The 24,443-nt window shown below is 69.3% G+C and carries 24 protein-coding genes; 10 read left to right on the top strand and 14 right to left on the bottom strand.

Annotation, left to right across the window (positions count from 1 at the left end; all coding sequences use genetic code 11):
* Positions 1-2: 2 nt before the first annotated feature.
* The 7 genes from U0R18_RS17630 to U0R18_RS17600 form a co-directional block, all read right to left on the bottom strand.
* Positions 3-1,643 carry a PE-PPE domain-containing protein gene (locus U0R18_RS17630; protein ID WP_526370747.1) on the bottom strand — a complete coding sequence of 547 codons (1,641 nt, stop codon included), beginning with the start codon at positions 1,641-1,643 and terminating at the stop codon, positions 3-5.
* A 133-nt stretch (positions 1,644-1,776) separates the two neighbouring features.
* On the bottom strand, positions 1,777-2,259 hold the full coding sequence (locus U0R18_RS17625) for a DUF456 family protein (protein ID WP_526370745.1): 483 nt from the start codon (positions 2,257-2,259) through the stop codon (positions 1,777-1,779).
* Positions 2,260-2,328: 69 nt separating this feature from the next.
* On the bottom strand, positions 2,329-3,291 hold the full coding sequence (locus U0R18_RS17620) for an NADPH:quinone oxidoreductase family protein (RefSeq protein ID WP_526370743.1): 963 nt from the start codon (positions 3,289-3,291) through the stop codon (positions 2,329-2,331).
* A gap of 5 nt (positions 3,292-3,296) precedes the next feature.
* Complete coding sequence (locus U0R18_RS17615; protein WP_526370741.1) at positions 3,297-4,160, bottom strand: SDR family oxidoreductase; 864 nt, start codon at positions 4,158-4,160, stop codon at positions 3,297-3,299.
* Between the two features lie 29 nt (positions 4,161-4,189).
* Positions 4,190-5,596, bottom strand: a complete 1,407-nt coding sequence (locus U0R18_RS17610; RefSeq protein ID WP_526370739.1) for an aldehyde dehydrogenase family protein — start codon at positions 5,594-5,596, stop codon at positions 4,190-4,192.
* A 199-nt stretch (positions 5,597-5,795) separates the two neighbouring features.
* Complete coding sequence (locus tag U0R18_RS17605) at positions 5,796-6,728, bottom strand: SAM-dependent methyltransferase (RefSeq protein WP_526370737.1); 933 nt, start codon at positions 6,726-6,728, stop codon at positions 5,796-5,798.
* Positions 6,729-6,738: 10 nt separating this feature from the next.
* Positions 6,739-7,383, bottom strand: a complete 645-nt coding sequence (locus tag U0R18_RS17600) for a TetR/AcrR family transcriptional regulator (RefSeq protein ID WP_526370735.1) — start codon at positions 7,381-7,383, stop codon at positions 6,739-6,741.
* A 76-nt stretch (positions 7,384-7,459) separates the two neighbouring features.
* On the opposite strand from U0R18_RS17600, the gene U0R18_RS17595 reads away from it, so the two are divergent.
* Both U0R18_RS17595 and U0R18_RS17590 read left to right on the top strand, forming a co-directional pair.
* Positions 7,460-8,023, top strand: coding sequence for a TetR/AcrR family transcriptional regulator (locus U0R18_RS17595; protein WP_526370733.1), 564 nt, complete (start codon positions 7,460-7,462; stop codon positions 8,021-8,023).
* Between the two features lie 30 nt (positions 8,024-8,053).
* The gene (locus tag U0R18_RS17590; protein WP_526370731.1) at positions 8,054-10,177 is read left to right on the top strand and encodes an FUSC family protein; all 2,124 of its coding nucleotides are present in this window, start codon (positions 8,054-8,056) and stop codon (positions 10,175-10,177) included.
* A 68-nt stretch (positions 10,178-10,245) separates the two neighbouring features.
* On the opposite strand, the gene U0R18_RS17585 is transcribed toward U0R18_RS17590, so the two are convergent.
* Together U0R18_RS17585 and ptsP are read right to left on the bottom strand one after the other, a co-directional pair.
* Positions 10,246-11,229, bottom strand: a complete 984-nt coding sequence (locus U0R18_RS17585; protein WP_526370729.1) for a pirin family protein — start codon at positions 11,227-11,229, stop codon at positions 10,246-10,248.
* Positions 11,230-11,285: 56 nt separating this feature from the next.
* Positions 11,286-12,989, bottom strand: coding sequence for a phosphoenolpyruvate--protein phosphotransferase (gene ptsP, locus U0R18_RS17580; RefSeq protein ID WP_526370727.1), 1,704 nt, complete (start codon positions 12,987-12,989; stop codon positions 11,286-11,288).
* 117 nt (positions 12,990-13,106) lie between these two features.
* On the opposite strand from ptsP, the gene U0R18_RS17575 reads away from it, so the two are divergent.
* The 6 genes from U0R18_RS17575 to aqpZ all read left to right on the top strand — a co-directional run bounded on the left by U0R18_RS17575 (position 13,107) and on the right by aqpZ (position 19,145).
* Complete coding sequence (locus U0R18_RS17575; protein WP_526370725.1) at positions 13,107-13,895, top strand: DeoR/GlpR family DNA-binding transcription regulator; 789 nt, start codon at positions 13,107-13,109, stop codon at positions 13,893-13,895.
* Positions 13,892-14,869 carry a 1-phosphofructokinase gene (gene pfkB / locus U0R18_RS17570; protein ID WP_526370723.1) on the top strand — a complete coding sequence of 326 codons (978 nt, stop codon included), beginning with the start codon at positions 13,892-13,894 and terminating at the stop codon, positions 14,867-14,869. Before U0R18_RS17575 ends, pfkB begins: the two co-directional genes overlap by 4 nt.
* A 34-nt stretch (positions 14,870-14,903) precedes the next feature.
* A complete protein-coding gene (locus U0R18_RS17565; protein WP_526370721.1) occupies positions 14,904-16,919 on the top strand; it encodes a PTS fructose transporter subunit IIABC in 2,016 nt (671 codons plus the stop codon).
* A gap of 91 nt (positions 16,920-17,010) precedes the next feature.
* Positions 17,011-17,268: an HPr family phosphocarrier protein gene (locus U0R18_RS17560; RefSeq protein WP_526370719.1), complete on the top strand. Its 258-nt coding sequence runs from the start codon at positions 17,011-17,013 to the stop codon at positions 17,266-17,268.
* Positions 17,265-18,167, top strand: coding sequence for a fumarylacetoacetate hydrolase family protein (locus U0R18_RS17555; RefSeq protein WP_526370981.1), 903 nt, complete (start codon positions 17,265-17,267; stop codon positions 18,165-18,167). Before U0R18_RS17560 ends, U0R18_RS17555 begins: the two co-directional genes overlap by 4 nt.
* 201 nt (positions 18,168-18,368) lie before the next feature.
* Entirely contained in the window at positions 18,369-19,145 is a 777-nt protein-coding gene (gene aqpZ, locus U0R18_RS17550) for an aquaporin Z (RefSeq protein WP_526370717.1), read from the top strand.
* Positions 19,146-19,213: 68 nt separating this feature from the next.
* On the opposite strand, the gene U0R18_RS17545 is transcribed toward aqpZ, so the two are convergent.
* Both U0R18_RS17545 and U0R18_RS17540 read right to left on the bottom strand, forming a co-directional pair.
* Positions 19,214-19,759 carry a Dps family protein gene (locus U0R18_RS17545; protein WP_526370715.1) on the bottom strand — a complete coding sequence of 182 codons (546 nt, stop codon included), beginning with the start codon at positions 19,757-19,759 and terminating at the stop codon, positions 19,214-19,216.
* Positions 19,760-19,798: 39 nt separating this feature from the next.
* Positions 19,799-20,713 (bottom strand): DNA-3-methyladenine glycosylase family protein, encoded by a 915-nt coding sequence (locus U0R18_RS17540; RefSeq protein WP_526370979.1) that lies wholly within the window; start codon positions 20,711-20,713, stop codon positions 19,799-19,801.
* A gap of 89 nt (positions 20,714-20,802) precedes the next feature.
* Between U0R18_RS17540 and U0R18_RS17535 the strand changes: the two genes are divergently transcribed.
* Both U0R18_RS17535 and U0R18_RS17530 read left to right on the top strand, forming a co-directional pair.
* Positions 20,803-21,210 (top strand): nuclear transport factor 2 family protein, encoded by a 408-nt coding sequence (locus U0R18_RS17535; RefSeq protein WP_526370713.1) that lies wholly within the window; start codon positions 20,803-20,805, stop codon positions 21,208-21,210.
* Positions 21,207-21,692, top strand: coding sequence for an SRPBCC family protein (locus tag U0R18_RS17530; protein WP_526370711.1), 486 nt, complete (start codon positions 21,207-21,209; stop codon positions 21,690-21,692). Before U0R18_RS17535 ends, U0R18_RS17530 begins: the two co-directional genes overlap by 4 nt.
* Here the strand turns inward: U0R18_RS17530 and U0R18_RS17525 are convergent.
* The 3 genes from U0R18_RS17525 to U0R18_RS17515 form a co-directional block, all read right to left on the bottom strand.
* Positions 21,652-22,134, bottom strand: coding sequence for a hypothetical protein (locus tag U0R18_RS17525; protein WP_526370709.1), 483 nt, complete (start codon positions 22,132-22,134; stop codon positions 21,652-21,654). The genes U0R18_RS17530 and U0R18_RS17525 overlap by 41 nt on opposite strands.
* 94 nt (positions 22,135-22,228) lie before the next feature.
* A complete protein-coding gene (locus U0R18_RS17520; protein ID WP_526370707.1) occupies positions 22,229-23,602 on the bottom strand; it encodes an NAD(P)/FAD-dependent oxidoreductase in 1,374 nt (457 codons plus the stop codon).
* Between the two features lie 12 nt (positions 23,603-23,614).
* Positions 23,615-24,397, bottom strand: coding sequence for a class I SAM-dependent methyltransferase (locus U0R18_RS17515; RefSeq protein WP_526370977.1), 783 nt, complete (start codon positions 24,395-24,397; stop codon positions 23,615-23,617).
* Positions 24,398-24,443 lie beyond the last annotated feature (46 nt).

Raw genomic sequence — 24,443 nt, 5'->3', positions numbered from 1 at the left:
CGCTATTTCGCGTCGGCCGAATCCCCGCCCGCCGACGGCTGGCTCGCCGCCGCCTGATGCTCGTCGGAGCTGCCTGCGTCCTTGACGTTCTTGGCCCCGTCCCCGGCGTCGTTGTCAGCACTCGGGGCGGCGGGCTCGTGCGTCGCCGCGGTGTCTTCCTCGGCGGGCTCGGTGGGTTCGGGATCCACCGTCGGTTCCTCGGACGGCTTCGGATCCTCCGACGGCGTGGGTTCTTCCGAGGACTCTTCGGTGGCCTCTTCGGTGGGTTCCGGGTCTTGCGACGGGGTGGGCTCCTCCGAAGGCGTCGGGTCCGCGGTAGGTGTCGGATCCGTCGTGGGCGCTGGATCGGCGGTGGGCTTCGGTTCCGTCGTGGTGGCCGGAGTCTCGGGTGCGGTTCCGCCGTCACCCGCTGACAGGGCGGCAACGGTCGCCGCCACGCGGTCGGTGTCGGCAGGTGCGATCTTCTCCGGCGCGACCGGCGTCGGCGCGCCGAACAGGTCCGACCACTTGAACTCGGGAACGCCGTACATCCCGGCCGGTTTGGTGCCCAGCGGCCGGAAGTCCGGATTCCCGAACACCATCGACAGTGCATCGTCGATCCCGGTGGCCACCGCGATGCCGATGGTGATGAGGTCGCGCACCGGGGAGAACCGGAACAGCTGCGCGGTCACCGGCACGCCCGGGCTGGTCGAACGGTCGTATCCCATCTCGATGATGGTGCGCAGCGGCGCGTCCAGTAGCGCGACCAGTGCGTCGGGCATCAGCCAGGAGATCGGTTGCAGCAGTGGCAGCGTGGTGGCCGGGATCATGTAGTACGAGGTGTCGCCGTAGGTGCCCTGCGGGACCGCGTCGGTCAGCGGGTGGTCGGGGTAGGAACCGTGGTTGAACGCGATGCCCAGCAGGGCGTTGAGGTCGGCCAGCAGATTGAGCGGATGCGACGGGAAGTCGGCGAATCCGTCGTACTGGTAGGCGATATCGGTGGTCGGCAGGTGACAGCCGGCGGTGTCGCAACTGTTGGTCGGCGTCGCACCGTCGAAGGTGACGTTCAGGAACGGGATCCACAGTCCGGCAAACCTTTCCAGGAGCCCGCCGTTGGGGCGGTCCGGGTTGCCGACGATGATGAACGAGGCGTCGGGCGCCTGGTCCCAGCCCAGGTTCGAGTAGGCGTCGATGAGGCTGCGCTTGACGTTCGTGACGATCCGGCCACTCTGTGAATAGCCGAACACCACGAAGGTATCGCCGGCCGACGGTGTACCGAACGCCTCGTTGCGCGGACAGGTCCCGCCGGCCAGGCATGCGCTGAGGTTGGCGATGCCGATGGCCACCGACTCGTCGAACGTTCTGGTCCCGTACGCGGGCCAGAACTCTTCGGGGGTGTACACCGCGACGTCGTTGACGGTGGTGCCCCCGGGAACGGTGAAGTTGATGTAGTTGTCGGTGATCAGATCGAGGTAATTGCCTACGGCACTGTCGGTTTCGGCAAGCGGTCCGAACCCGACCAGTGGATGCTGGGTCCCGCCCATGATCAGTGCGGTCACCGACGCCAGGGTGACGACAACCGGGTTGACGGCCGCCCACAACGCCGCGAGCGCGGATCCGATGACCGCTAGCGGAACAGTGAAGACCCTGACGATCGAACCCATACCGCCACCGACCTGACCCCGTCCGGACGCGGATCACCGGCCGGAATGTGATGTAGCTCACCTGCTACACCTTGGTTCCTACCACAGGCCGGTGCGCCGGTCGGGATTTTCGCCCGGTCGGCGCAGCCGAACGTCAGGATGCGATGACCGCGACCGCCCACGTGAGGGCGGCCAGCAGCGCGCCGGTGAACTCCACCCCCACCAGTAGCGCGACCCCCTTCAGGGCATGCACGGTCGACGTCCACGCCCGTGCCGCGTCGCGGCAGGTGACCAGCTCGGCGACGAACACCCCGAGGACGAAGCCGATCAGCAGTCCGATGACGGGGATGACGAAGAATCCGACGACGCCGCACAGCGCACCCACCACCAGGATCGACGTCCGGACCTCGGCGGCGCGCATGCGTTTGACCGGCCAGGTGTACTTGATCACCTCGGTGGCCACGAACAGCGCTGCGGCGATACCGAGGGTGACCCAGCCGACGGTGGACCTTTCGAAGAATGCGAACACGCCGATCGATCCCAGCACCAGCAGGGCACCGGGCAGCATCGGCACGATGATGCCGACCAGTCCGATCGCGATGGCCAGGGCTACCAGGACCAGGCCCAGGGGGCTCACGGCTCGGCTCCCACGCGCTCCGGTCCTCGCTTCGCTGCGATCCTCACGCGCACTCGCCGGCCAGGGGGCTCACGGCTCCAGGACCAGCTTGCCGTGGACGCCGCCGTCGTCGAGCAGCTGCAGTGCCGCCGAGCCGTCGGACAGCGGAAAGCGCACCGGCGGAGGCGGTTTCAGTCCGGCGGCCACCAATCGCGCCAACCCCTCGGTGAACTCCACGCCGGCGGCGGGATCCCGGTTGATGTACTCGCCGTATCCCACGCCGAGGACGCCCACGTTGCGCAGCAGCAGCCGGTTGACCTTCACGGTCGGGATCGCGCCGGCGGCGAAGCCGATGACCAGCAGCCGCCCGTCAGTGGCCAGCACCCGGATCGCGTCGTCGAAGGCGGGGCCGCCGATCGGATCCACCACCACATCGACGCCGCGGCCACCGGTGGCGTCGCGCACCGCCTGGGCCCAGCCGTCGGACAGCGGGATGACCGCATCGGGACCCAGCCCGGCGACGAATTCCGTTGCCGCCGAACGATGTACGACGGCAATCGCCCTGGCACCCATTGCCCTGGCCACCTGGATGGCGGCTGCGCCGATGCCGCCGGCGGCGCCGAGCACCAGCACGGTCTCGCCGGGCCGCAGCGCCGCCCGGCGTTCGAACGCGAAGTACATGGTGTGGTAGTTGACCAGCAGCGAAACCGCCTCGGCATCGTCGAGTTCGGCCGGGCTGGGTTTGACGTTGGCGACGGGCGCGACCACCTGTTCGGCGTAACCGCCCAGCACCGAGGCGCAGACCCGTTGTCCCACAGCCAATCCCGAGCCATCGGGAGCGGCAGCCACCACACCGGCCACCTCCATGCCGGGGATGAACGGTGGCGGCAGCCTCAGCTGGTACTCACCCTTGCTCAGCAGCAGGTCGGGAAAGCACACCCCGGCCGCCCGGACGTCGACGAGCACCGACTCCGGGCCCGGAGTGACGTCGGGCACGTCCATGTAGGACATGCCCGACGGCCCCGAGAGTTCCTGTACGACACAGGCTTTCATGAGAGTCAGCGAAGATTGAAGGTGGCCTGCTTGGCGGCCGACAGGTCGTCGATCTCCGACCAGCGGTCCGCGACGTCGTCGACCGACGGCGGTGCGGTGAAGGTGACGCCCTCGTTCTGGAACAGCGCGGTGCGCTGCACCTTGCCGCCGCCGACGATGAACACCGAGCCGGTGTCGGGCACCTCCTCGGTGCACAGGTAGGCCATCACCGGCGCCACGAACTCCGGGGTCAGGTTCTTCAGCACCTCGGGCGGCAGGATGTCCTCGGTCATCCGGGTGGCCGCGATCGGCGCCAGCGCGTTGGCCTTGATGTTGTACTTGGCGCCCTCCTGGGCCAGCGTGTTGATCAGGCCGACCAGGCCCAGCTTGGCCGCACCGTAGTTGGCCTGACCGAAGTTGCCGAACAGGCCGCTGGTCGAGGTGGCCACCACCACGCGGCCGAAGCTCTGCTCGCGGAAGTGCGGCCAGGCGGCGCGGATCACGTTGAAGCCGCCGTACAGGTGCACCTTGAGCACGGCGTCCCAGCTCTCCGGGGTCATCTTGTGGAAGGTGCCGTCGCGCAGGATGCCCGCGTTGGAAACCACACCGTCGACCTTGCCGAACTCGTCGAGGGCGGTCTTGACGATGTTCTCCGCACCCGCGGTCTCGGCCACCGAGTCGTAGTTGGCCACGGCCCGACCGCCGGCTTCCTTGATCTCGGCGACCACATGATCGGCCATGTTGTGTCCGGCGCCGGTGCCGTCGCGCGCGCCGCCGAGGTCGTTGACCACGACGCAGGCGCCCTCCTTGGCCAGGGTCAGGGCGTACTCACGCCCCAGACCGCCACCCGCACCGGTGACGATGACGACACGATCCTGCACTCCGGGCATCTAGCTGGTTCCTTTCAACGATGTGCGACTCAGAAGATCTTGCGCGCCAGTTTCCACGCCTTCTCTGTATACGGGGGGTAGATCATGGCACCGAGGTCGGGTCGGGTCGGCTTGGTCAGCACCGACTTGCGGTGGCTGAACTCCTCGAAGCCGAACCGGCCGTGATAGGCGCCGATACCCGACGGGCCGACCCCGCCGAATGGCAGCTTGGCCGTGGCGAACTGGAAGAGCAGCTGGTTGACCATCATCCCGCCGGCCGGCACTCCGGTGATGACGCGTTCCCGGGTGGCCTTGGCCTTGGTGAACAAGTAGGCCGCCAGCGGCTTGGGCCGGGAGTTGACGTAGTCGACGGCTTCCTCGAGGTTGGCCACCGTCAGGATCGGCAGGATCGGCCCGAAGATCTCGTCGGTCATCAGCGGCTCGGCCGGGTCGGGGTCCACCACGACGGTCGGCTCGATGGTCAGGGTGGCCGCGTCCGATCCGCCGCCGAGCGCCACGGTGCCCTTGGTGGCGGCGATGGCCGCGGTCAGCCGGTTGAAGTGCCGTTCGTTGACGATTCGCATGCCGCCGGTGTCCTGCGAGCGGAAGTGCTCGATGGACTTCCGGATCTCGGCCACCAGCTTGTCGCTCACCGACTTGTCGGCCAGCACGTAGTCCGGGGCGATGCAGATCTGGCCGGAGTTGATCAGCTTGGTCCACGCGATGCGCTTGGCCGCGACCTCGATATCGGCGTCGGAGGCCACGATCACTGGGCTCTTGCCGCCCAACTCCAGGGTGACCGGGGTCAGGTGCGGCGCGGCGGCCTCGTAAACCCGCCGGCCGATCTCGGTGCCGCCGGTGAAGCACAGCTTGTCGAAGCCCTGGGCGATCAGCTCCTGGCTGACCGCGCCGTCGCCCTCGACCACGGCGATCGCGTCCCGGTCCAGGTAGCGCGCAACGAGTTCGGCCATCATCGCGGAGCTCGCGGGCGCCAGTTCCGACGGCTTGAGCACCACGGCGTTGCCGGCGGCGAGGGCGCCGACGAGCGGGCCCAGCGTCAGCGCGAAGGGAAAGTTCCAGGCGCCGATGATCAGGACCGTGCCGTACGGCTCGTATTCGATCCACGCGCGGCCGGGCAGCTGCGAGCGTTCGAGCAGTCGGTGCTTGCGCTTGGTCCACTTGCCGACGTTCTTGGCGGCGTCGTCGGCCTCGGCGACGACGCTGGCGACGTCGGCCAGCCACGCCTCGAACGGCTTGCGCCCCAGATCGGTGGCCAGCGCCTCGGCGATGCGGGTTTCGTTCTCGCTCATCATCTTCGAGAGCGCCGTCAACTGCGCACGCCGCCATTCCACGGGCCGGGTACGTCCGGCGGCGAAGGTCCGGCGGACGCCGGCCACCACGTCCGGAATGCTCCGCGGCTGCGACGGTGCGGCAGTGTCGATCGAATCGGTGGTCATCGTGCGTCCTTCCAGCGGCAGCCAAGTCCCCCGCATAGTAACCAACCGCCCGGTTGGCCCGATAGGTTCGCAGGTAGCGGGTCCGTCAGTAGCGTTCGGCGGGCCTCGTGCTCGCGGAACCACGCCGCTCGCCGAACCCGCCGGTAGCGTTCGGCGGGCCTCGTGCTCGCGGAACCACGCCGCTCGCCGAACCCGCCGGTCAGCGTTCGGCGACGACGAACGAAGACCACGCGTCGGGGTCGTCCGCGCCGGGCATGTCCAGCCATCGGTCCAGACGCCGCATCTCGTCGGCGGCGGGAAGTGCGTCGACCGTCCATCCGGCCTGTTCCAACCAGACCGCCGGATCGGCCCGGGCCGGATCGTTGTAGAACAGATCGCCGAACTGGAGGGGCTGCTCGTGCTCGAAGTGCTCGGCCACCCGGATGAACCGTTGGCGCATCGCCTCACGACGGTCCTCGGCCCGCGTCGGCGCCGTCTCCACCGCGATGCGGCTGCCGGGAGCACTGAGGTCGGTGACGTTCTCGAAGAGCCGATCCTGGGCGTCGGCGGGCAGATACATCAGCAGACCCTCGGCCAACCACGCGGTGGGCACGCCCGGATCGAATCTCGCTGCCCGCAGCGCGGCCGGCCAGTCGGAGCGAAGGTCGACGGCCACCTCGCGGCGCGTCACATTGGGTCGCACGCCGTTGGCCGTCAGCGTCTCGGCCTTGTACTCCAGCACCTTCGGCTGATCGATTTCGTAAACGACCGTGTCCGACGGCCATTCGAGCCGGTAGGCACGCGAGTCCAGTCCCGACGCGAGGATCACCACCTGCCGGATACCGGCGGCGGCGGCCGCGGCGTAGTACGCGTCGAAGAAGTGTGTCCGCACCGCCTGGTAGTTGCGCATGTGGGTGAACATGCGGGCGATCTCCGGGTCGAGGTCGCGCAACTGGTCGATGACCGACCCGTCGAGCATGTGCGTCCAGACGCCGGTTCCCGCACGCTCGACCAGCATGCGCGCATACGGGTCCCGGATCAGTGGCTCGGGCAGCTCGGTGTCGGCCGCCCGGGCCGCCGCCACCAGGGCGGCGGTCGATCCCACGCTGGTGGCGATATCCCAGCTGTCGTCGTCGGTGCGCCGACCGCTCATCGGTGACTCCTCACGACTGCTCGGGAGCTGACTCCGTGAGCCGGTGTTCGAACAGCAGCCGGATCTGCACGGTCATGTGCCGCAGCTCCTCGTGCCCCCCGACGAAGCCGGCGAAGAAGCCCATTCCCCACACCATCGACAACAGGAGATCGACCAGCCCCGTGGTGTCCGCGGCCGCGGGCAGCTCACCGGATGCGACGGACTCGGCGACGGCCCACTTGAGGATCTGCCGCAACAGCTCCAGCGGGTCCTTCTCCGGAGTTGTCAGCCCGGGGTGGCGTTGACCCTCCAGAACCGCGGTGGACAGGAAACCGGCCGCCGACTGATTCTCTTCGTCCGCCTCGATGGCGGCCTCGATGAACATCGTGAGGCGATCGACCAGGGTGTGCCCGGACTGCGCCCGCGTCGCCGCGGCGGCGAGCAGTCGCGCGTTCATCTGGTCGAGGACCGCGTTGTAGAGGACCTTCTTGCTGGAGAAGTAGTGGTTGATCGCGGGCCGGGTCAGATCCGACCGGGACGCGACGGCCTGGAAGGTGGCCGCGTCGTAGCCCAGCTCGGTGAAAACCTCGCACGCCGCCCGCAGGATTCGTTCCCGGGTGTCTGCGGCCTGCGCTGCTGGGGGGCGGCCAGGTCCACGTTTCCCGGTTTGCGGCACCCCACGAGTGTGCCATGACGGGCCATTCCACACCCCGTCCGGCCCGCCGTCGGCCGGCGGAATTATGGTTGCTGCCATGGTGACGGTGGCGAGCCGGGAGGCGTACTTCGAGACGGGTCTCGACGTGCTCGCCGACCGCGGCTACGCCGGCCTGAAACTCGCCGAGGTCTGCCGCCGGCTCGGCGTCACCAGCGGCTCCTTCTATCACTATTTCCCCAGCTGGTCCGCGTATACCGGCGAGCTCGTCGAGCAGTGGCTGCCGGCGGCCACCCGGGTGCGCGTCGCGCACCTGCGCACCATGACGGACCCGCGCCGGCGGATCGACGCGATCTTCGACATCGGCAAGGCGCTGCCCCACGGAGCCGAGGCAGCCGTGCGGGTATGGAGCGCGCTGGACCCAAAGGTGCGGGCCGTCCAGGTCGAGGTGGACGAACTGCGCTTCGAGATCCTGCGGGAGTCCGCTCTGGAGATCCTGCGTGATGAGCGGCAGGCCGAGCTCTTCGCGGCGTGGTCGCTGTACGTGCTGGTCGGCTACGAACAGTCCACCCGGCCGCCGGACCCGACCGGGCTGGCCTGGATGGTCACCCAGCTGCTCGACGCGCTGGACTCGGGCCGGTTCTCCTCCGCGCCCCCGAAATGACGTCCGCGCGGCGGCGATAACGGTGCCACCGTGACCGGAGCTGCCCGCCGCCTGCTGGATTGGCTGGAGACCAAGGACCCCGAGCTGGACGCGGTGCGCCGCGCCGCCCGGGCCGCCATCACCCTTCCGGTCGCCGCCGGCATCGGCCTGCTGTTCGGCACCGGCCAGACTCCGCTGTTCTCGATCTTCGGTTCGATCGCACTGTTGATCGTCGTCGACTTCCCGGGTAATCGCAGCGGCCGGGCCGTCGCCTACGCCGGTCTTGCGGTGGTCGGTGGCGGGCTGATCGTGCTGGGCACGCTGATCTCACCCATCCCGTGGCTGGCCGTGACGACGATGTTCGTCCTCGGCGTCGGCGTCACCTTCGCCGGAGTGCTCAGCACCGCGGTGGCCGCGGCGCGGCGTGCCACCTTGATGCCGTTCGTCCTGACGGTGTGTACACCGCCCGGCCCCATTCCGGAACGCCTTCTGGGGTGGAGCATCGCGGTCGTCATCGCGGTGCCGGCCGCGCTGTTCCTGCTCCCGCCGCGCCATCACGACGACCTGCGCCGGCACGCGGCCCAGGTCTGTCAGGTGCTGGCCCATCGGCTGCTGGGCCGGTCCAGCGCCAGGGAGGTCAACTCCGCGATGAATGCACTGTTCGCCAACTACGTGAACAGCGAGTACCGACCCGTGGGCCTGACTGCGGGCAGCCGCGCCCTGGTGCGCGTCGTCGACGATCTGGGTTGGCTGTGCGACCGGGTGACCGATCAGACCGCCGATCGCCTCGGTGTGATGCGGGATCCGGCCGTGCGCGTGCTGACGGCGTGCGCCCGGCTGCTGCGGGTGGCCCGGGTCGCCGACCGCGCACCCGACCGGGCCGAACTCGACGCGGCGCTGACCGAACTGCGGGCGGTGGCCCAGGGCCGCTACCGCGAGGACATTGCGGAGCTGCTCGGCGAACCCGACGACGCCGCCGCCCTGGCCGTTGGGCAACGACTGCTCGACCGGCGGACCTTCGGGGCGACGGTGGCCATCACCGGGCGCGTCATCGCCGGCGCGGCGGCCGCCGATGCACGCCCGGTACTGCATCGCGTCCTGGGGCGCGATCTGCCCGAGACGGGGGCCGCGGCCCGGGTGCTGTCCGAGGCCCGGGCGGTCGCCGCCATTCCGTCGGGCTACCTGGCCACCCGCGCGGTGGTCGTCCGCAACAGTCTGCGCACCGGGTTGGGGCTGGCGCTGGCCGTCGCGACCACCCACCTGTTCCCGGTGCAGCACGGTTTCTGGGTGGTGCTCGCGGCGATGTCGGTGCTGCGGTCGAGCGCACTGACCACGGGAACCAAGGTGTTGCGCGCGGTGGCGGGGACGACGGCCGGTTTCGTGATCGGCACCGTGATCATCGAGGCACTGGGCGTCGACCCGGTGGTGCTGTGGTGCGTGCTGCCGGTGGTCGCGTTCCTGGCCGCGTTCGTCCCCGACGTCTGGTCCTTCACCGCCGGCCAGGCCGCGTTCACCATGCTGGTGCTGATCGTGTTCAACCTCATCCATCCGACCGGCTGGCGCGTCGGGCTGGTCCGCATCGAGGACATCCTGGTGGGCGGTGCGGTCGGCATCGTGGTGTCCGTGCTGCTGTGGCCACGCGGTTCGGGTGCGGCGGTGTCCAAGGCCATCCGCTCGGCCTTCGAGGTCGGTACCGAGTACCTGCGCGTCGCGGTGTTCCGGATCACCCACGGCGCGTCCCCGGACCCGGTGGAGGAGCTCAGCCATCGTGCGCTGACGGCGGCGCGGACGGTGGATGACGCTATCCGCCAATATCTTTCGGAGAGCGGGGAGGCCGCCGATCACCGCGCACCGCTGGTGCGCAAGGCCAACCGGGCCGCCAAATTGCGCGCGGGGGCCGACCTGATCGCCGACATCCCGGCACCGCCGAGTCCGGGCTCGTACCCGAACACCCGCACGGTGCTGGACGCGCACGCGGCCATTGTGTCCGACCGGATGTCGGGGCGGACCAACGTCCCGATCGCCAGCGTGCTCATCACCGAACACTTCGTGATCGCCCTACGCGCCGAAGCGGCCGCCGCCGAGCACCCGGTCGCAGATGCACTGCCCCTGGTGACGGTGGCGGCCAACCTCGGCGAACTCGAGTTGCTCTACCCCGCTACGGATCCCACCTGATCTGTTCTGCGGTTACTGCGACGAAGTGCGAGAAGGATTGTCCGCCAGCGCAGAACAGATCCGGGTGATCAGCCCTGGACCCGGTGCGGCCGAAGGGCATTGGCCGGGATCGACCCGAACCGGCCGGCGTTGAAGTCCTCCATCGCCTCGATCACCTCGGCCTTGGAGTTCATCACGAACGGACCGTATTGGAACACCGGCTCGCGAATGGGCTTGCCGCCCAACAGCAGAACCTCGAGCGCGGGCCGATTGGAGTCCTGTGCGCCCTCCGCGGCGACGGTGATCCGGTCACCGGGCCCCAGCACGGCCAACTGTCCCTGCTGGATCGGATGCCCGACCGGGCCGACGGAGCCCCGCCCCGACAGGACGTACACCAGGGCGTTGAACTCACGGTTCCACGGCAGGTTGAGCTGCGCGCCGGGCTCGATGGTGGCGTGCGCCAACGTGATCGGCGTGTGGGTGGCCCCCGGCCCGGCATGATCGTCGATCTGGCCGGCGATGACGCGCACCAGCGCGCCGCCGTCGGGCGACGCCAGCAGGCGGACCTCTCCACCCTCGATCGACTGGTACCTGGGCGCCGCGAACTTGTCCGCCCTGGGCAGGTTGACCCACAGCTGGATGCCGTGGAATGTGCCACCGCTCTCGACCAGTTCGGCCGGCGGGGTCTCGATGTGCAGGATGCCCGATCCGGCCGTCATCCACTGGGTGGCGCCGTCGGTGATCAGTCCGCCACCGCCGTGGGAATCCTGGTGGGCGAACCGTCCGTCGATCATGTACGTGACGGTCTCGAACCCGCGGTGCGGATGCCAATCGGTGCCGCGCGGTTCGCCCGGCAGATATTCGACCTCACCCATCTGGTCCATGTGCACGAAGGGGTCCAGCGCGGCAGCGCTGACGCCGGCGAACGCGCGCACCACGGGGAAGCCTTCCCCCTCGTGGCCGCGCGGGCCGGTGGTGACCGATCGCACGGGTCGTTCGGTGTCCGTCGGCGCCGGCGCAGACAGACGGGGCAGGGTCAGAGCGGTTCGGGTGTCCACGGTGATGGCGGGCATTTGGGTACCTCCTTCAAGGGTTACCCGGTTAAACCGGACCGCAGTCCGATTATTCCCTAACCCAGGATGGCCAGCGCGGCGGCCCTGGCCTGACCGCTGCTGGTGGTCTTCAGGACCGCCTCGGCCGCCTCGCGGCACTGATCGGCGCTCACCGAGGCCACCTTGGCGCCCACCGCGGTGACCGCCGCCGAGGCCGCCGACAACGACGTCACGCCGAGCCCGACGAGCACGCAGGCCAGCAGCGGATCGGCGGCCGCCTCGCCGCACACACCGACCGGCTTGCCCGCGGCCCCACCCGCCCGGCCGGTGATCCCGATCAGGGTGAGCACGGCGGGCTGCCAGGGATCGGTCAGGGTGGCCAACTCCGCCGACATCCGGTCGGCGGCCATCGTGTACTGCGCCAGGTCGTTGGTGCCGATCGAGACGAAGTCGACCTGTTCGAGGATGCGGTCGGCCAGCAGCGCGGCCGCGGGGACCTCGATCATCACCCCGGGGCTCAGGTGATGTGCCCGCACCTTCGCGGCGAAGTCGCGCGCCTCCTCGGGGGTGGCGATCATCGGCGCCATCACCCACGGCGTGACGCCGGTCCGTTCGGCGGCGGCCGCGATCCCGGCGAGCTGATGCTCGATCAGCCCCGGATTGTCGAACGACGTCCGGATCCCGCGAACCCCCAGCGCCGGGTTGGCCTCGTCGGGGCTGTTGGCGAACTTCAGCGGTTTGTCCGATCCGGCGTCCAGGGTGCGCACCACGACCTTGCGGCCGACGAACGGTTCGAGCACCTCGGCGTAGATCTGCGCCTGCTCCTCGACGGACGGCTCGGTCTCACGGTTGAGGAAGCAGAGTTCGGTCCGGAACAGGCCGACGCCCTCGACAGGTGCCTGCGCGGCCACCCGCGCCGCCGCACCGTCCTGCACGTTGGCCAGAATCTGTACCGCCGCACCGTCTTTGGTGGCGCCAGGACCCGACCAGTTCGCCGCGGCCGCGGCTGCGCGTGCAGCGGCCTCCACCGCCGAGGTGGCAGCGGCGGCGTCCGGCGCGATCTCGATGGTGCCCCGGACGCCGTCGATCAGGACCAGCTCGCCGGCGGCGACGTCGTCGAGCCCGGGCGTGGCCACAACGCACGGGATGGCCAGCTGGCGCGCGATGATCGCCGTGTGGCTGGTGGGACCGCCGAGCGTGGTGGCCAGCCCGATGATGAGCGTCGGATCCAGGCCGGCGGTGTCGGCGGGCGCGAGGTCCTCGGCGCACAGGATGGACGGCACATCCGGCGTCGGGACGCCCGGTTCGGGCAACCCCGACAACTCGGCGATGACGCGATCGCGGATGTCCTGCAGATCGGTGACCCGCTCGGCCATCAGTCCGCCCATCTTGGTGAACATCTCGGCGAACTTGGCCACCGCCTCGGCCGTCGCCCGGACCGCCGGAGTGCCCGCCTTGATCCGCTTCTCGCTCTCGCCCAGCCAGGCGCGGTCCTGGGCCAGCTGAGCGGTGGCGGCCAGGACCTCCGCGGCCGAGCCGGTGGAATGCGCGGCGCGCTCGCGCAGGCGGTCGGCGACGGCGGTGGCCGCGGATTGGAAGCGCGCCACCTCGGCATCCCGGTCACCCTCGGCGACATCCGGGGCCGACGCAGCGGTGTCGAGCACCGGGTGCCGTCCGGGCCGGATCACCGGCCCGTATGCGACGCCGGGGACGACCGGAACCCCGGTCAGGACGGAACCGGGGCTGCTGGCATGTGATGCGGGCGCAGAGGTGGTGGTCATGTGAAGCAGGTTACACAAATTCCTTGACAACACCACATGTCTAAGCGTAAAACAACACAAAGCAACACAACGGAACGTGGAAACCCACACGAATACCAACGAATACTGGAGCAGGCTTTGTACCCGGAGGAACGCCAGCAGGCCATCGCCGCCCTGGTGCTCTCCCATGGACGTGCCTCCGTCGCCGAACTGGCCGAGGCCTATTCGGTGACCACCGAGACCGTCCGCCGCGATCTGGCCATCCTCGACCGCGCCGGCCTACTGCGCCGCGTCCACGGCGGCGCGGTTCCCGTCCGGTCACTGCACGTCGTCGAGACCGGCGTGGTCGAACGGGACGCCACTCACACCGCGCACAAGGACGCCATTGCCCGCGCCGCCGCGGACTTCTTTCCCCTCAGCGGCTGCAGCGTGCTGTTCGACGCCGGAACCACCACCGCCCGGGTGGCGGCGCTGCTGCCCACCGATCGTGAGCTGACCGTCGTCACCAACTCCGTGCCCATCGCCGCGCGGGTCTCGACACTGCCCGCGGTCAACCTCCAACTCCTCGGCGGCCGGGTACGTGGGCTCACGCAGGCCGCCGTCGGGGAACAGACCCTGCGGGCGCTGGACACCATGCGGGTGGACGTCGCCTTCATCGGAACCAACGGAATCACCGTCCGGCACGGCCTGTCGACACCGGACAGCGAGGAGGCCGCCGTCAAGCGGGCAATGGTCGATTGTGCGAATTATGTTGTTGCCGTGGCTGATTCATCAAAGATCGGACAGGAGGAGTTCGTGAGCTTCGCCCCCATCTCCAAGGTCGACACGTTGGTCACCGACACCGGGATACCCGAGGCCGACCGAGCCGAGCTCGGCGCGAACGGAGTCGACGTGATGCTCGCTCCGGCCGGTCAGGATCCGTCGTGATCGTCACCGTCACGCCCAATCCGAGCACCGACCGCACCGTGACGCTGTCGTCGGCGCTGACCCGCGGTGCGGTACACCGGGTGTCGTCGGTGTCCAGCGAACCCGGCGGCAAGGGCGTCAATGTGGCCCGCGCGCTGACGCTGGCCGGGGTGGACGCGATCGCGATACTGCCCGCCGCAGCCGCCGACCCGTTCCTGACGCTGCTGTCCGGCGCCGACGTCCCGGCCGCGCACGTCGCCGTGCGGGGCACCGTCCGCACCAACCTGGCGATCACCGAGCCCGACGGCACCACCACCAAACTCAACGAGCCCGGCGCCCGCCTCGATGCGGCCGAACTCGACGCGCTGACGGCCGCCGTGCTGGACCGTGCCGCCACCGCGAGCTGGGTGGTGTTGTCCGGATCGCTGCCGCCCGGTGTTCCCGACGGCTGGTACGCGGACGTGGTCGCGCGGCTGCGCGGGCTGGACTGCCGAGTGGCTGTGGACACCTCCGACGCTCCGCTGGCTGCGCTGGCCGCCGGGTTCGACCGCGCCGCCCCGGATCTGATCAAGCCCAACTCGGAGGAGCTGGCCGGGCTGTCGGGCCGGTCCGCCGAGGAACTCGAATCCTCGGTGCAGCACGGGGATCCGGCACCGGTGATCGCGGCGGCGCGTGAGCTGATCGGCCGCGGCGTCGGCGCGGTCCTGGCCACCCTGGGCGCCGCGGGCGCCGTGCTGGTCGACGCCGACGGCGCCTGGATCGCCGCACCGCCGCCGATCACCCCCCGCAGCACCGTCGGCGCCGGCGACTCGTCGCTGGCCGGATTCCTGCGCGCCGACGTGGTCGGGTGCGACGCCGCCGACCGACTGCGGATGGCCGTCGGCTACGGCAGCGCCGCCGCGGCCCTGCCCGGCTCGGCGCTGCCGTCACCGGCCGAACTGAACCTCGACGCCGTCCGCGTCACGTCCGTGGTCTCGTCCCCCAACACCCACTGAAACCCCACCCGCCGATCCGACGAAAGTAGTCGATATGACCAATCCGACCCCGTCCGTGACGACATCCGATCTGGTGCTGCTCGACGTCGACGCCGGAGCCGACAAGGAGGCCGTGATCGGCCGTCTGGCAACCACTCTCGCCGGTGCCGGGCGCTCCACCGACGCCGCCGGGCTGACTGGCGCGGCGATGACGCGGGAGGGCCAGTCGGCCACGGGCCTGCCCGGTGGCATCGCCATTCCGCACTGCCGCTCCCCCTACGTCGACACGCCCACCATCGGTTTCGCCCGGCTCAGTCCACCCGTCGACTTCGGCGCCCCTGACGGCCCGGCCGACCTGGTGTTCCTGATCGCCGCACCGGATTCCGGCGGCGCCGAGCACATGAAGTTACTGTCCAGCCTCGCCCGCGCGCTGGTGCGCCCCGAGTTCGTGCAGTCGCTGCGGGCGGCCTCGTCCAAGGATGAGGTGGTCGCCCTGGTCGACGGTGTGGTCAATCCGGCCCCGGCCGCACCCGCGGCCGCCGCCGCGCCACCGGCCGCTGCGCCCCAACAGAAGTCGATCGTGGCGATCACCGCCTGCCCCACCGGGATCGCGCACACCTACATGGCCGCCGACGCGCTGAAACTGGCCGCCGAGCGAGCCGGGGTGAACCTGATCGTGGAAACGCAGGGCTCCTCGGGCAGCACCCCGGTGGCGCCGGCCACCATCGCCGGCGCCGACGCCGTCATCTTCGCCACCGACGTCGGCGTCAAGGACCGCGGCCGGTTCGCCGGCAAGCCCGTCATCGCCTCGGGGGTCAAGCGCGCCATCAACGAGCCGGACACGATGATCGCCGAAGCCGTTGCGGCAGCTGGTAATCCGAATGCAGCCCGTGTCGAGGGCTCCGCCGCGGAGAGCGCGGCCACGGAGGGTTCGTCCGACGTCGGCTGGGGCACCCGGATCCGGCAGATCCTGCTCACCGGCGTGAGCTACATGATCCCGTTCGTGGCCGCCGGCGGTCTATTGATCGCCCTGGGCTTTCTGTTCGCCGGCTATGACATCGCCAACAAGCCCGAGGGCAAGACCGATTCGCTGGCGCACATCATCGCCACCACGAATACGCTGACCAACCTGCCACCCGGTGGGTTCACCCAGTATCTCGGGGCGGTGCTGTTCAGCCTCGGCGGACTGGCCTTCGGCTTCCTGGTGCCGGCGCTGGCCGGCTACATCTCGTTCGCCATCGCCGACCGGCCCGGTATCGCCCCCGGCTTCACCGCCGGCGCGGTGGCGGTGTTCGTCGGCGGCGGCTTCATCGGCGGCATCGTGGGCGGTCTGATCGCCGGATTCGCCGCCCTGTGGATCAGTAAATGGTCGGTGCCGCAATGGTTCCGAGGACTGATGCCGGTGGTGATCATCCCGCTCGGAGCCTCCCTCATCGTGGGTCTGCTGATGTTCCTGCTGCTGGGCCGCCCGCTGGCCGCGATCACCACCGGGCTGACCAATTGGCTCAACGGAATGACGGGCGGCTCGGTGATCCTGTTGGGCGTCATCCTGGGCCTGATGATGTGCTTCGACCTCGGCGGCCCGGTGAACAAGGCGGCCTACGCATTCGCCGTGGCCGGCCTCTCGACCACCGATATCGCGTCGCTGCGCATCATGGCGGCGGTCATGGCGGCCGGCATGGTGCCGCCCCTGGCAATGGCGCTGGCCACCACGGTGCGTCCCGGCTTGTTCAGCGAGCCGGAACGCGAAAATGGTCGGGCGGCATGGCTTCTCGGTGCTTCGTTCATCTCCGAGGGTGCCATCCCGTTCGCGGCGGCCGACCCGCTGCGGGTGATCCCGTCGATGATGGCCGGCGGCGCCGTCACCGGTGCGCTGGTCATGGCGTTCGACGTGACCCTGCGTGCGCCGCACGGCGGCATCTTCGTGTTCTTCGCGATCGGCAACCTGCTGTGGTTCCTGGCGGCACTGGCCGCCGGCACCGTCGTCGGCGCGATCTGCGTCGTCGCCGCCAAACAGTTCACCGGAAAGTCCGACGCCGAGCTCGCCACACCGGCAACCGCCACCGCGTAGAGTCGCCCGAACGCACGTATGGGCGACTTCGTTCGAGTACAACCGTGCACAACGTCGATCTCGACGTCACGCAGATAAGGAGCACATCCACATGCCCAGCAAGATCGTCACCGTCGGATCGGCCGTCGGCCTGCACGCCCGCCCAGCCGCTGTCATCTCCGAGGCCGTCGTCAACTCCGGGGCCAACGTCACACTCTCCGTGGACGGCGGCGAACCGGTGGACGCCGGCTCGGCGCTGATGATCATGACCCTCGGGGCCGGCAACGGCGCCCAGGTCACGGTGGAGTCCGACGATCCCGCTGTCCTGGACCAGATCGCCGCGCTGGTCGAGCAGGATCTCGACGCCTGAAACTGCGCCGGGTACGCACCAGCTCCGGGCTGCGCACCGAGTACCTCGCCGACGGTCAGTGGCGTGAGCTCACCGAGCCCTCGCCACTGGCCCCGTCGCCGTTCACCGGTGAGTGGGAACTCGCGACGGCCGACCGGCACCTGCAGCACACGGACGCGCTGTTGCCGTTCCAGCCGTTGTCGTTCCGGGACTTCATGCTCTCGGAGCGGCACAACATCGACGCCGCCCGCGGCATGATCCGCCGGTTCCACTCGGCCAGTCATCTGGTGACGTCGACATTCGAAACGCTCACCCGGACAACGTTTCCGGCGTTCAAGCCGAAGAAGCTGTTCTACCGGCAGCCCATCTACTACATGTCGAACGCCATGACCATCGTCCCCACCGGCACTCCGGTGGCCTTCCCGTCCTATTCGCGCGGCCTGGACTTCGAGCTGGAGCTCGCCTTCGTCCTGCGCGCCCCGCTGACGAACGCGTCGCCGGCGGAGGCCCTCGACGCAGTCGGCGCCTTCGTCCTGCTCAACGACTTCAGCGCGCGCGACGTGCAACGCGCCGAGATGACCTCCGGTCTGGGACCGCAGAAGTCCAAGCATTTCTGCTCGTCGATGTCGGCCACCGCGGTCACTGCCGACGAGGTGCTGCCCCGCATCGATCGGCTGACCGGCTCGGTCCAGATCAACGGCAAGACCGTCAGCACAGTCGACAGCGCCGGGCTGCAATGGTCGGTCGGCGACGTCCTGGCGCACGCATCGCGTGACGAGCAACTCCTGCCCGGTGAGCTGATCGGGCTCGGCACCCTGCCCGGCGGTTCGGGCATGGAGACCGGAAACTGGTTGCGGCCCGGCGACAGCCTGCGGCTCGTTCTCGACGAAATCGGCGAAGTACAGCACCGCATCTGCTGACAACAGGATCGGCGAACGTGCACAAAAGCACGTCCAGCGCGGCGTGTCGGCGGACCGACGCGCACACTCGCGGGGAAGGGAGCCGTCCGACGTGTAACGAGATAGCAAACCGGTGGAGACGGTTTGCTCTCAACGGCTGTTCTGATGCTGAGGGCGTGTCACGGTGAATAGCAAACTATTTTCCGGCGAAAGGTCGACGACATGCAACGTCCCACCATGTTCCACCGGTTGTCCGCGGAGACGATCGGCACGTTCTGGCTGGTCCTCGGTGGTTGCGGCAGCGCTGTGTTCGCCGCCGGATTCATGTCCGGGGACGGCGTCCATCTGGGCATCGGATTCCTCGGTGTCGCACTGGCTTTCGGCCTCACCGTGCTCACCGGCGTCTATGCCTTCGGCGTCATCTCCGGCGGCCACTTCAACCCTGCCGTCACCCTGGGTGCGGCCATCGCCGGCCGCGTGGAATGGAAAGTGCTGCCGGTCTACTGGATTGCGCAGGTGGTCGGCGGCCTGATCGGCGGCGCGGTCATCTATCTCATTGCCAGCGGCAAATCGGGATTCGAGGCAACCGGCCACATGGCGGCCAACGGGTTCGGTGCGCACTCACCCGGCGGCTACTCCCTGGCCGCGGTGCTCATCGCCGAGATCGTCCTGACGGCCGTATTCCTGCTGGTGATCCTCGGTGCCACCGACGATCGGGCGCCAAAGGGCTTCGCCGGGTTGGCGATCGGCCTGACCCTGACGCTGATCCACCTGATCTCCATCCCGATCTCCAACACGTCGGTGAACCCGGCCCGCAGCACCGCCGTCGCGTTCTTCAACGGTGACGGCGCCCCGGCCCAGCTGTGGGCGTTCTGGCTGGCACCCCTGGTCGGGGCTGCGATCGCCGGCATCGCCTACCCGTTGCTGTTCGGCCGCGCCGAGGAGCTTGCCGATCGACCGGTCCGCGACGACCTGCTCGACGAGCTGGTCGCGGACTGACACCCGCGACCGCGCGCCCCGTCGACCGTTGACGGGGCGCGCGGTGCGTGGGTCCGGACAGGTCAGGGTCAGCGTGCCTTGCCGGCCGCGGCCTTCTCGGTCTTCTTGCCCTCGTGGGCCAGCCGGCCACCGGAGTTCTCCAGGTGCGCCCGGACGAACCATTGGAACTTCTCCAGTTCGGAGGCGTGCCCGATCAGGATGTCCTGCGTGACGGGGTCGAGCTCATCGGTCTCCGTGATGGCCTTGCGGACGTCCTCGATGACACCGTTGTAGACCAGATCCAGCGCCGCCAGGTGGGCCTGAACGGTGTCCCGGCCCACCGAGTAGTCGTCCCAGTCGCGGTCGCGGATGATCGAACCGGGAGTTCCCTGCGGTGAAAAACCAAGGGTGGCAATGCGTTCCGCGACCTCGTCGGCGTAGCCACGGACCAGTTCGACCTGCGGGTCGATCATCTCGTGCACTCCGATGAAGTTCGGACCCACCACATTCCAGTGCACATGTTTGAGGGTGAGGTGCAGGTCGTTGTAGGTGCTCAACGACCGCTGCAACAGTTCGGCCACCTGGGCGCCCTGCTTGTCGGTCAATCCGGGAATGGTGAATTGATTTGTCGCCATGGCGCTCGCATACCCGGTGCCCGCAGATGCAAACCCGGACTACAGCGCGTGGATGTTCTGCACCGGAAGCCGCGCACCGCGACGCGGTGCGCCTCTGGCCGCGGCAAGGCCACTGAGCTCGAGGAGCCGAACCACCCGGTGCCGGTGCGGCCGCATCGGTTCGAGCAGTTCGATCATTCCGGCGTCGTCCAGCGGACGCCCGACCAGCGTCCAGCCCACCATCTTGGACACGTGATAGTCGCCGACCGACAGCGCATCGGCGTCACCGAACGCCCGTTGCGCCACCTCGGCGGCGGTCCACACCCCGACCCCGGGCAGGGACATCAGCGCGGTCCGGGCGGCCTCGGCCGGGCGGGACACCAGTCGTTCGAGGGCGTCGGCGCGGCCGGCGGCCAGGAAGACGGTCCGGGCCCGGCCCGGGTCGACGTTGGCCCGGTGGTATTCCCACGACGGGATGGTCCGCCAGACCTCGGCGGGCGGGAACACCCGCATCCGCGCGGGTGCCGGACCCGGCGCCGGCCCGCCGAACCGGTTCACCAGCGTCCGCCACGCCCGGAACGCGTCGGCCCCGGGGACGCGCTGCTCGATGATCGCGGGGACCAGGGCCTCGAACACTCGGCCCGACCGGCCCAGCCGCAGGTGTGCGGCGCCCCGGGCCGCGGCGGCGACCGTCGGCTCCTCGGGCTGGAAGTCCGCCCACTCGTCGTGCAGGCCCAGCAGAGCCGGCAGCGCGTCGGCGAACTCGACGGCCCCCGGGCCCCACATCCGGGTGTCGACGGCCGTAGGTCCGGCGCGGACGATGCGGGCGGTCACGGGTCCGGAGGCGAGCAGGCTGGTGCGCCAGATCGCGCCGTCGGGGGTGATCTGGAAGGTCGGGTCCCCCGCCCCCCGCCGCCACGGGGCCAGGGTCGCGCCGTAGCTGACGGGACCCGGGAAGGAGACCGTCCGGTCGATCGGTTCGCTGTGTCCTATCCGGCCAAACTATCCCGCCGCACGGCCCGGTGCGTTGACGGTGCGGGTGCCAACCACCAGGATTACCGATTGTGACCACGCCGTTCGACGATCCGCAGGCCGAACTCGCGTGGATGTTCCTGCAGAATCTCAGCGAGGACGGCGACCTCGACGAGGGGTTCGCGCTGCTCGCGGACGACTTCACGTACTGGAGCAACACGATCATGCGGACCTGCGACAAGACGGAACTGCGGCAGATTGCCGAGCAACTCCGCCAGTTGGTGCGGTTGGATTTCGACCTGATCAGCTGCACCAACGAGGGCGAGAACGTGGTGATCGAGGCGCAGCCCGACGGTGTCACCAAAGCCGGGGTCCGCTACAACACCCCGACGGTGTTCATCTTCGAGACCCGCGACGGACAGATCACCGCGCTGCGTGAGTACGGGGACACCCGTTTGGTCGAGAAGGCCTTCGGGTCGGTTCTGGGGAGACGGCCATGACGTCCACCACCCCGCCGACCCTGTCGACCGACATCACGGTCAGCGCCACACCGGAGACGGTCTACGCGCTGCTCACCGATCTGCCGGTGCTGGCCGAACTCGCCGAGGAAACCACCGCCATGCGTTGGGTCAGCGGCGATTCGGCCCGCACGGGGTCGGTGTTCAAGGGCGACAACGCCAACGGCCGGCACCGCTGGACCACCACGTGCACCGTGTCGGAGGCCGCCCCCGGCCGGGCGTTCTCGTGGAGCGTCGCCAGTGGCCCCGTTCGAATCGCGCGCTGGCGCTACGCAATTGACCCGATACCCGATGGCTGCCGGGTCACCGAGAGCATGTGGGACGACCGGCCGTGGTGGCTGCGTCGATTCGGGGTCCTGCTGACCGGAACCCCCGACCGGCAGGCGACCAACGCCGAGCACATGCGACTGACGTTGCAGCGGCTCAAGGCTCGGGCCGAGCAGCCCGCTCCTGAACGTCGATGAGTGACGCCAGGATCTTCTCGATCTGTTGATCCTGGGTCAGCAGATGGGCCTGGATGCACTTGGCCTCCTCCAGGATGGCGGTTGCATCCCGGTAGGTCGCCTCGGCCCGTTCGTCGGCCCCCTTGGCCTGGATGTTCTGCCCGACGATGATGATGGGCAGCAGCACCAATTGCAGGAACGTCTGCGCGATCCAGGCCACCATGACGATGAGGTCGTGGCTCTGGAACGCCGACGGGGCGCTGACCAGGGCCAACAGCGTGAACAGGTATGCGGCCCACATGGTTCCGACGATGACGGTGATCTTCAGCCCGACCCGGGCGTTGAACCGCCCGATCCAGGAGTCGCCGTGCACCTTCTTCGCCGCCGCGGCCACCGTCGGCGGGCCCGCAGCCAGCCGGTTCTTGACATGGGGATGCGGTAGGTATTCGAAAATGTCGGCCATGCGGATCAGGCTGTCATGAATACCCGCCGCTGTACACGAAACCCATTGCCCATGAACAGAACTACTGAACGTCGGCTGTGAGGTGGCTGTCCGATCAGGGCCGGCGTGCGATGGCGTCGGCAGCGACGGCGATCGGCGACGTCGACGATCGGCCATGGGACTCGTGTGCGTCGGCCAGTTTGTAGGCCGAGTACATGCCCCGAACTCCCAACCACCGCAATGGTTCCGGCTCCCAGGTCCGGGATCGGTGGCCGACCCACGGGAACCGGGTCAACGGTGTGTCCCGGCGCAGTACGAGATCGGCCAGCGTCTGCCCGGCCAGGTTCGTCGCCGTCACGCCGTGCCCGACGTAGCCACCGGCCCAGCCCAGTCCGGTCGAATGATCCAGGGCCACACCGGCTGTCCAGTCGCGGGGCACCGCCAGCACACCACACCAGCCGTGCGCGATGCCGATCCCCCGGGTCTGCGGGAAGACGGAGCCGAGTACACCGGTCAGGTAGGCGATGGTTCGCGGACCGACCGCGCCGTCGCGGTCGATGCCCGAACCGTAGCGGTAGGGCATCGCGCGGCCACCGATCGCAATGCGGTCGTCGGCGGTGCGCTGCGCGTAGAAGAATCCGTGTGCGGTGTCCCCCAACGTTTCCCGGCCCTGCCAGCCGATGTCCGACCATATCTGGGCCGGCAGCGGGTCGGTGGCGATCATCGCGCTGTTCATCGGCAGCCAGCGTCGCTTCAGCCCGGGCAGCCTCGTGGTGAACCCCTCGGTGGCACGCAACACGACCGGGGCACGCACGCTGCCGTGTGGTGTCGACGCGCGGCCGGGACCGATCTCGGTGACGGTGGTCTGCTCATGCAGGCGGCACCCGAGTCGTTCGACCGCGTCGGCCAGCCCCCGGACCAGCTTGGCCGGCTGGATCCGCGCGCAGTGCGGCGTGTATGCGCCCAGGAGCAACCGGTCGACGTTGACACGTTGTGCCGCTTCGTCCTTGGTGAGCAGCACGGAGTCGGTATCGCCCCAGGACCGGTCGTCGTCGACCTGCGCACGCAGCCGCTGCACCTGCGGTTGGTTGCGGGCGACCTCCAGCGTTCCACCCTTGACGACGTCTGCGTCGATCCGCTCTCGCTCGGCGACCGCGATCACCTCGTCGATCGCCCCGTTCAGTGCGTGCTGCCAGGCGATCACCGCGGCCCGGCCGTGCCGCGCGGCCAGCAGTCCCCGATGGCCGGGCGCCAGGCCGGACAGCCACCCGCCGTTGCGGCCCGACGCCCCGAACCCGGCGAACCGCTCCTCGAGGACGGTGATCCGCAACGACGGATCGGCCCTCAGGAGGTAGTAGGCGGTCCAGAGTCCCGTGTAGCCGGCGCCGACGATGCACACATCGGCATCCCGGTCACCGGGCAGGGCGGGTCGCGGCGACGGGAGTTCGGTGAACCAGTGCGAGACCTGCCCGTTGATCGTCGACGACATGTGCCGATCCTGTCAGCCGGGACCGAAGGCGTAGCGGTGGTACGTCGAAATGGTCCGCAGGACGGGCACCTTGGACATCACGGCCTGGACGAATCGGTAGTAGCGGCCGAGCTCGCCGAAGTCGTGCGCCTCGAACACCGGCTGGACGGTCACCGGGCGCACCCCGGGTACCGCGTCGACGATGTCCGACGGCTTCTCGATGGCCCAGTGCAGGGTGGAGCCCGAGCGCCGCACCACGGCATTGACCACCTGGAACCGGATACCGAATCGGCTGAACGCATCGAATTGCAGTTCCCCCGAAGGGAATCGGGCCACCACCCGGCGCAGCAACGCCAGCCCGTCGGCCTCGGTCAGGTACATGGTCAGACCCTCACCCAGGATCAGCGTGGGCCGATCGGCGGGGATGCGGTCCAGCCAGCCGGGGTCGGTCACCGACGCCGCGATGGTCGTGCAGTGCTCGCGCGGCGGGTAGATCCGGTCGCGCAGTGTGATCACGGACGGGTGATCGACGTCGAACCACTCGACCCGGGGGCCGGGGTCGAGGCGGTACAACCGGGCGTCTAGGCCGCAGCCGAGGTGCACGACGTTCGCGACGTCATGGGCGGCCAGGAACTCACGGGCCCACCGGTCGAAGTGGGCGCTGCGCATCGCGACGCCGGCCGCCGACGTCGGAGTGATGGTGGTGCGCGACCAGTCGTACTCGATGCGTTCCACCGCGGCCCTGGCGAATTCATCGTGCAGCACCGAGTGCGGCGATTGCGCATCGAGCGCCTTGGCGTACAACGTCGCCAGCATCGTCTGCGGGGGGCCGGTCAGATCGATCGCGATCCTGTCCACCCAT

The sequence above is a fragment of the Mycobacterium sp. genome (assembly GCF_046330795.1).
Lineage (GTDB): Bacteria > Actinomycetota > Actinomycetes > Mycobacteriales > Mycobacteriaceae > Mycobacterium.
The sequence above is the reverse complement of the archived record's forward strand: the minus strand, read 5'-3'. Positions and strand labels throughout refer to the sequence as shown.

Coding starts and splice junctions, on each gene's coding strand:
- U0R18_RS17630 (WP_526370747.1), bottom strand. CDS start 1,643: ATGGGTTCGATCGTCAGGGTCTTCACTGTTCCGCTAGCGGTCATCGGA.
- U0R18_RS17620 (WP_526370743.1), bottom strand. CDS start 3,291: ATGAAAGCCTGTGTCGTACAGGAACTCTCGGGGCCGTCGGGCATGTCC.
- U0R18_RS17615 (WP_526370741.1), bottom strand. CDS start 4,160: ATGCCCGGAGTGCAGGATCGTGTCGTCATCGTCACCGGTGCGGGTGGC.
- U0R18_RS17610 (WP_526370739.1), bottom strand. CDS start 5,596: ATGACCACCGATTCGATCGACACTGCCGCACCGTCGCAGCCGCGGAGC.
- U0R18_RS17605 (WP_526370737.1), bottom strand. CDS start 6,728: ATGAGCGGTCGGCGCACCGACGACGACAGCTGGGATATCGCCACCAGC.
- U0R18_RS17595 (WP_526370733.1), top strand. CDS start 7,460: ATGGTGACGGTGGCGAGCCGGGAGGCGTACTTCGAGACGGGTCTCGAC.
- U0R18_RS17585 (WP_526370729.1), bottom strand. CDS start 11,229: ATGCCCGCCATCACCGTGGACACCCGAACCGCTCTGACCCTGCCCCGT.
- ptsP (WP_526370727.1), bottom strand. CDS start 12,989: ATGACCACCACCTCTGCGCCCGCATCACATGCCAGCAGCCCCGGTTCC.
- U0R18_RS17565 (WP_526370721.1), top strand. CDS start 14,904: ATGACCAATCCGACCCCGTCCGTGACGACATCCGATCTGGTGCTGCTC.
- U0R18_RS17560 (WP_526370719.1), top strand. CDS start 17,011: ATGCCCAGCAAGATCGTCACCGTCGGATCGGCCGTCGGCCTGCACGCC.
- aqpZ (WP_526370717.1), top strand. CDS start 18,369: ATGCAACGTCCCACCATGTTCCACCGGTTGTCCGCGGAGACGATCGGC.
- U0R18_RS17545 (WP_526370715.1), bottom strand. CDS start 19,759: ATGGCGACAAATCAATTCACCATTCCCGGATTGACCGACAAGCAGGGC.
- U0R18_RS17530 (WP_526370711.1), top strand. CDS start 21,207: ATGACGTCCACCACCCCGCCGACCCTGTCGACCGACATCACGGTCAGC.
- U0R18_RS17525 (WP_526370709.1), bottom strand. CDS start 22,134: ATGGCCGACATTTTCGAATACCTACCGCATCCCCATGTCAAGAACCGG.
- U0R18_RS17520 (WP_526370707.1), bottom strand. CDS start 23,602: ATGTCGTCGACGATCAACGGGCAGGTCTCGCACTGGTTCACCGAACTC.
- U0R18_RS17515 (WP_526370977.1), bottom strand. CDS start 24,397: ATGCTGGCGACGTTGTACGCCAAGGCGCTCGATGCGCAATCGCCGCAC.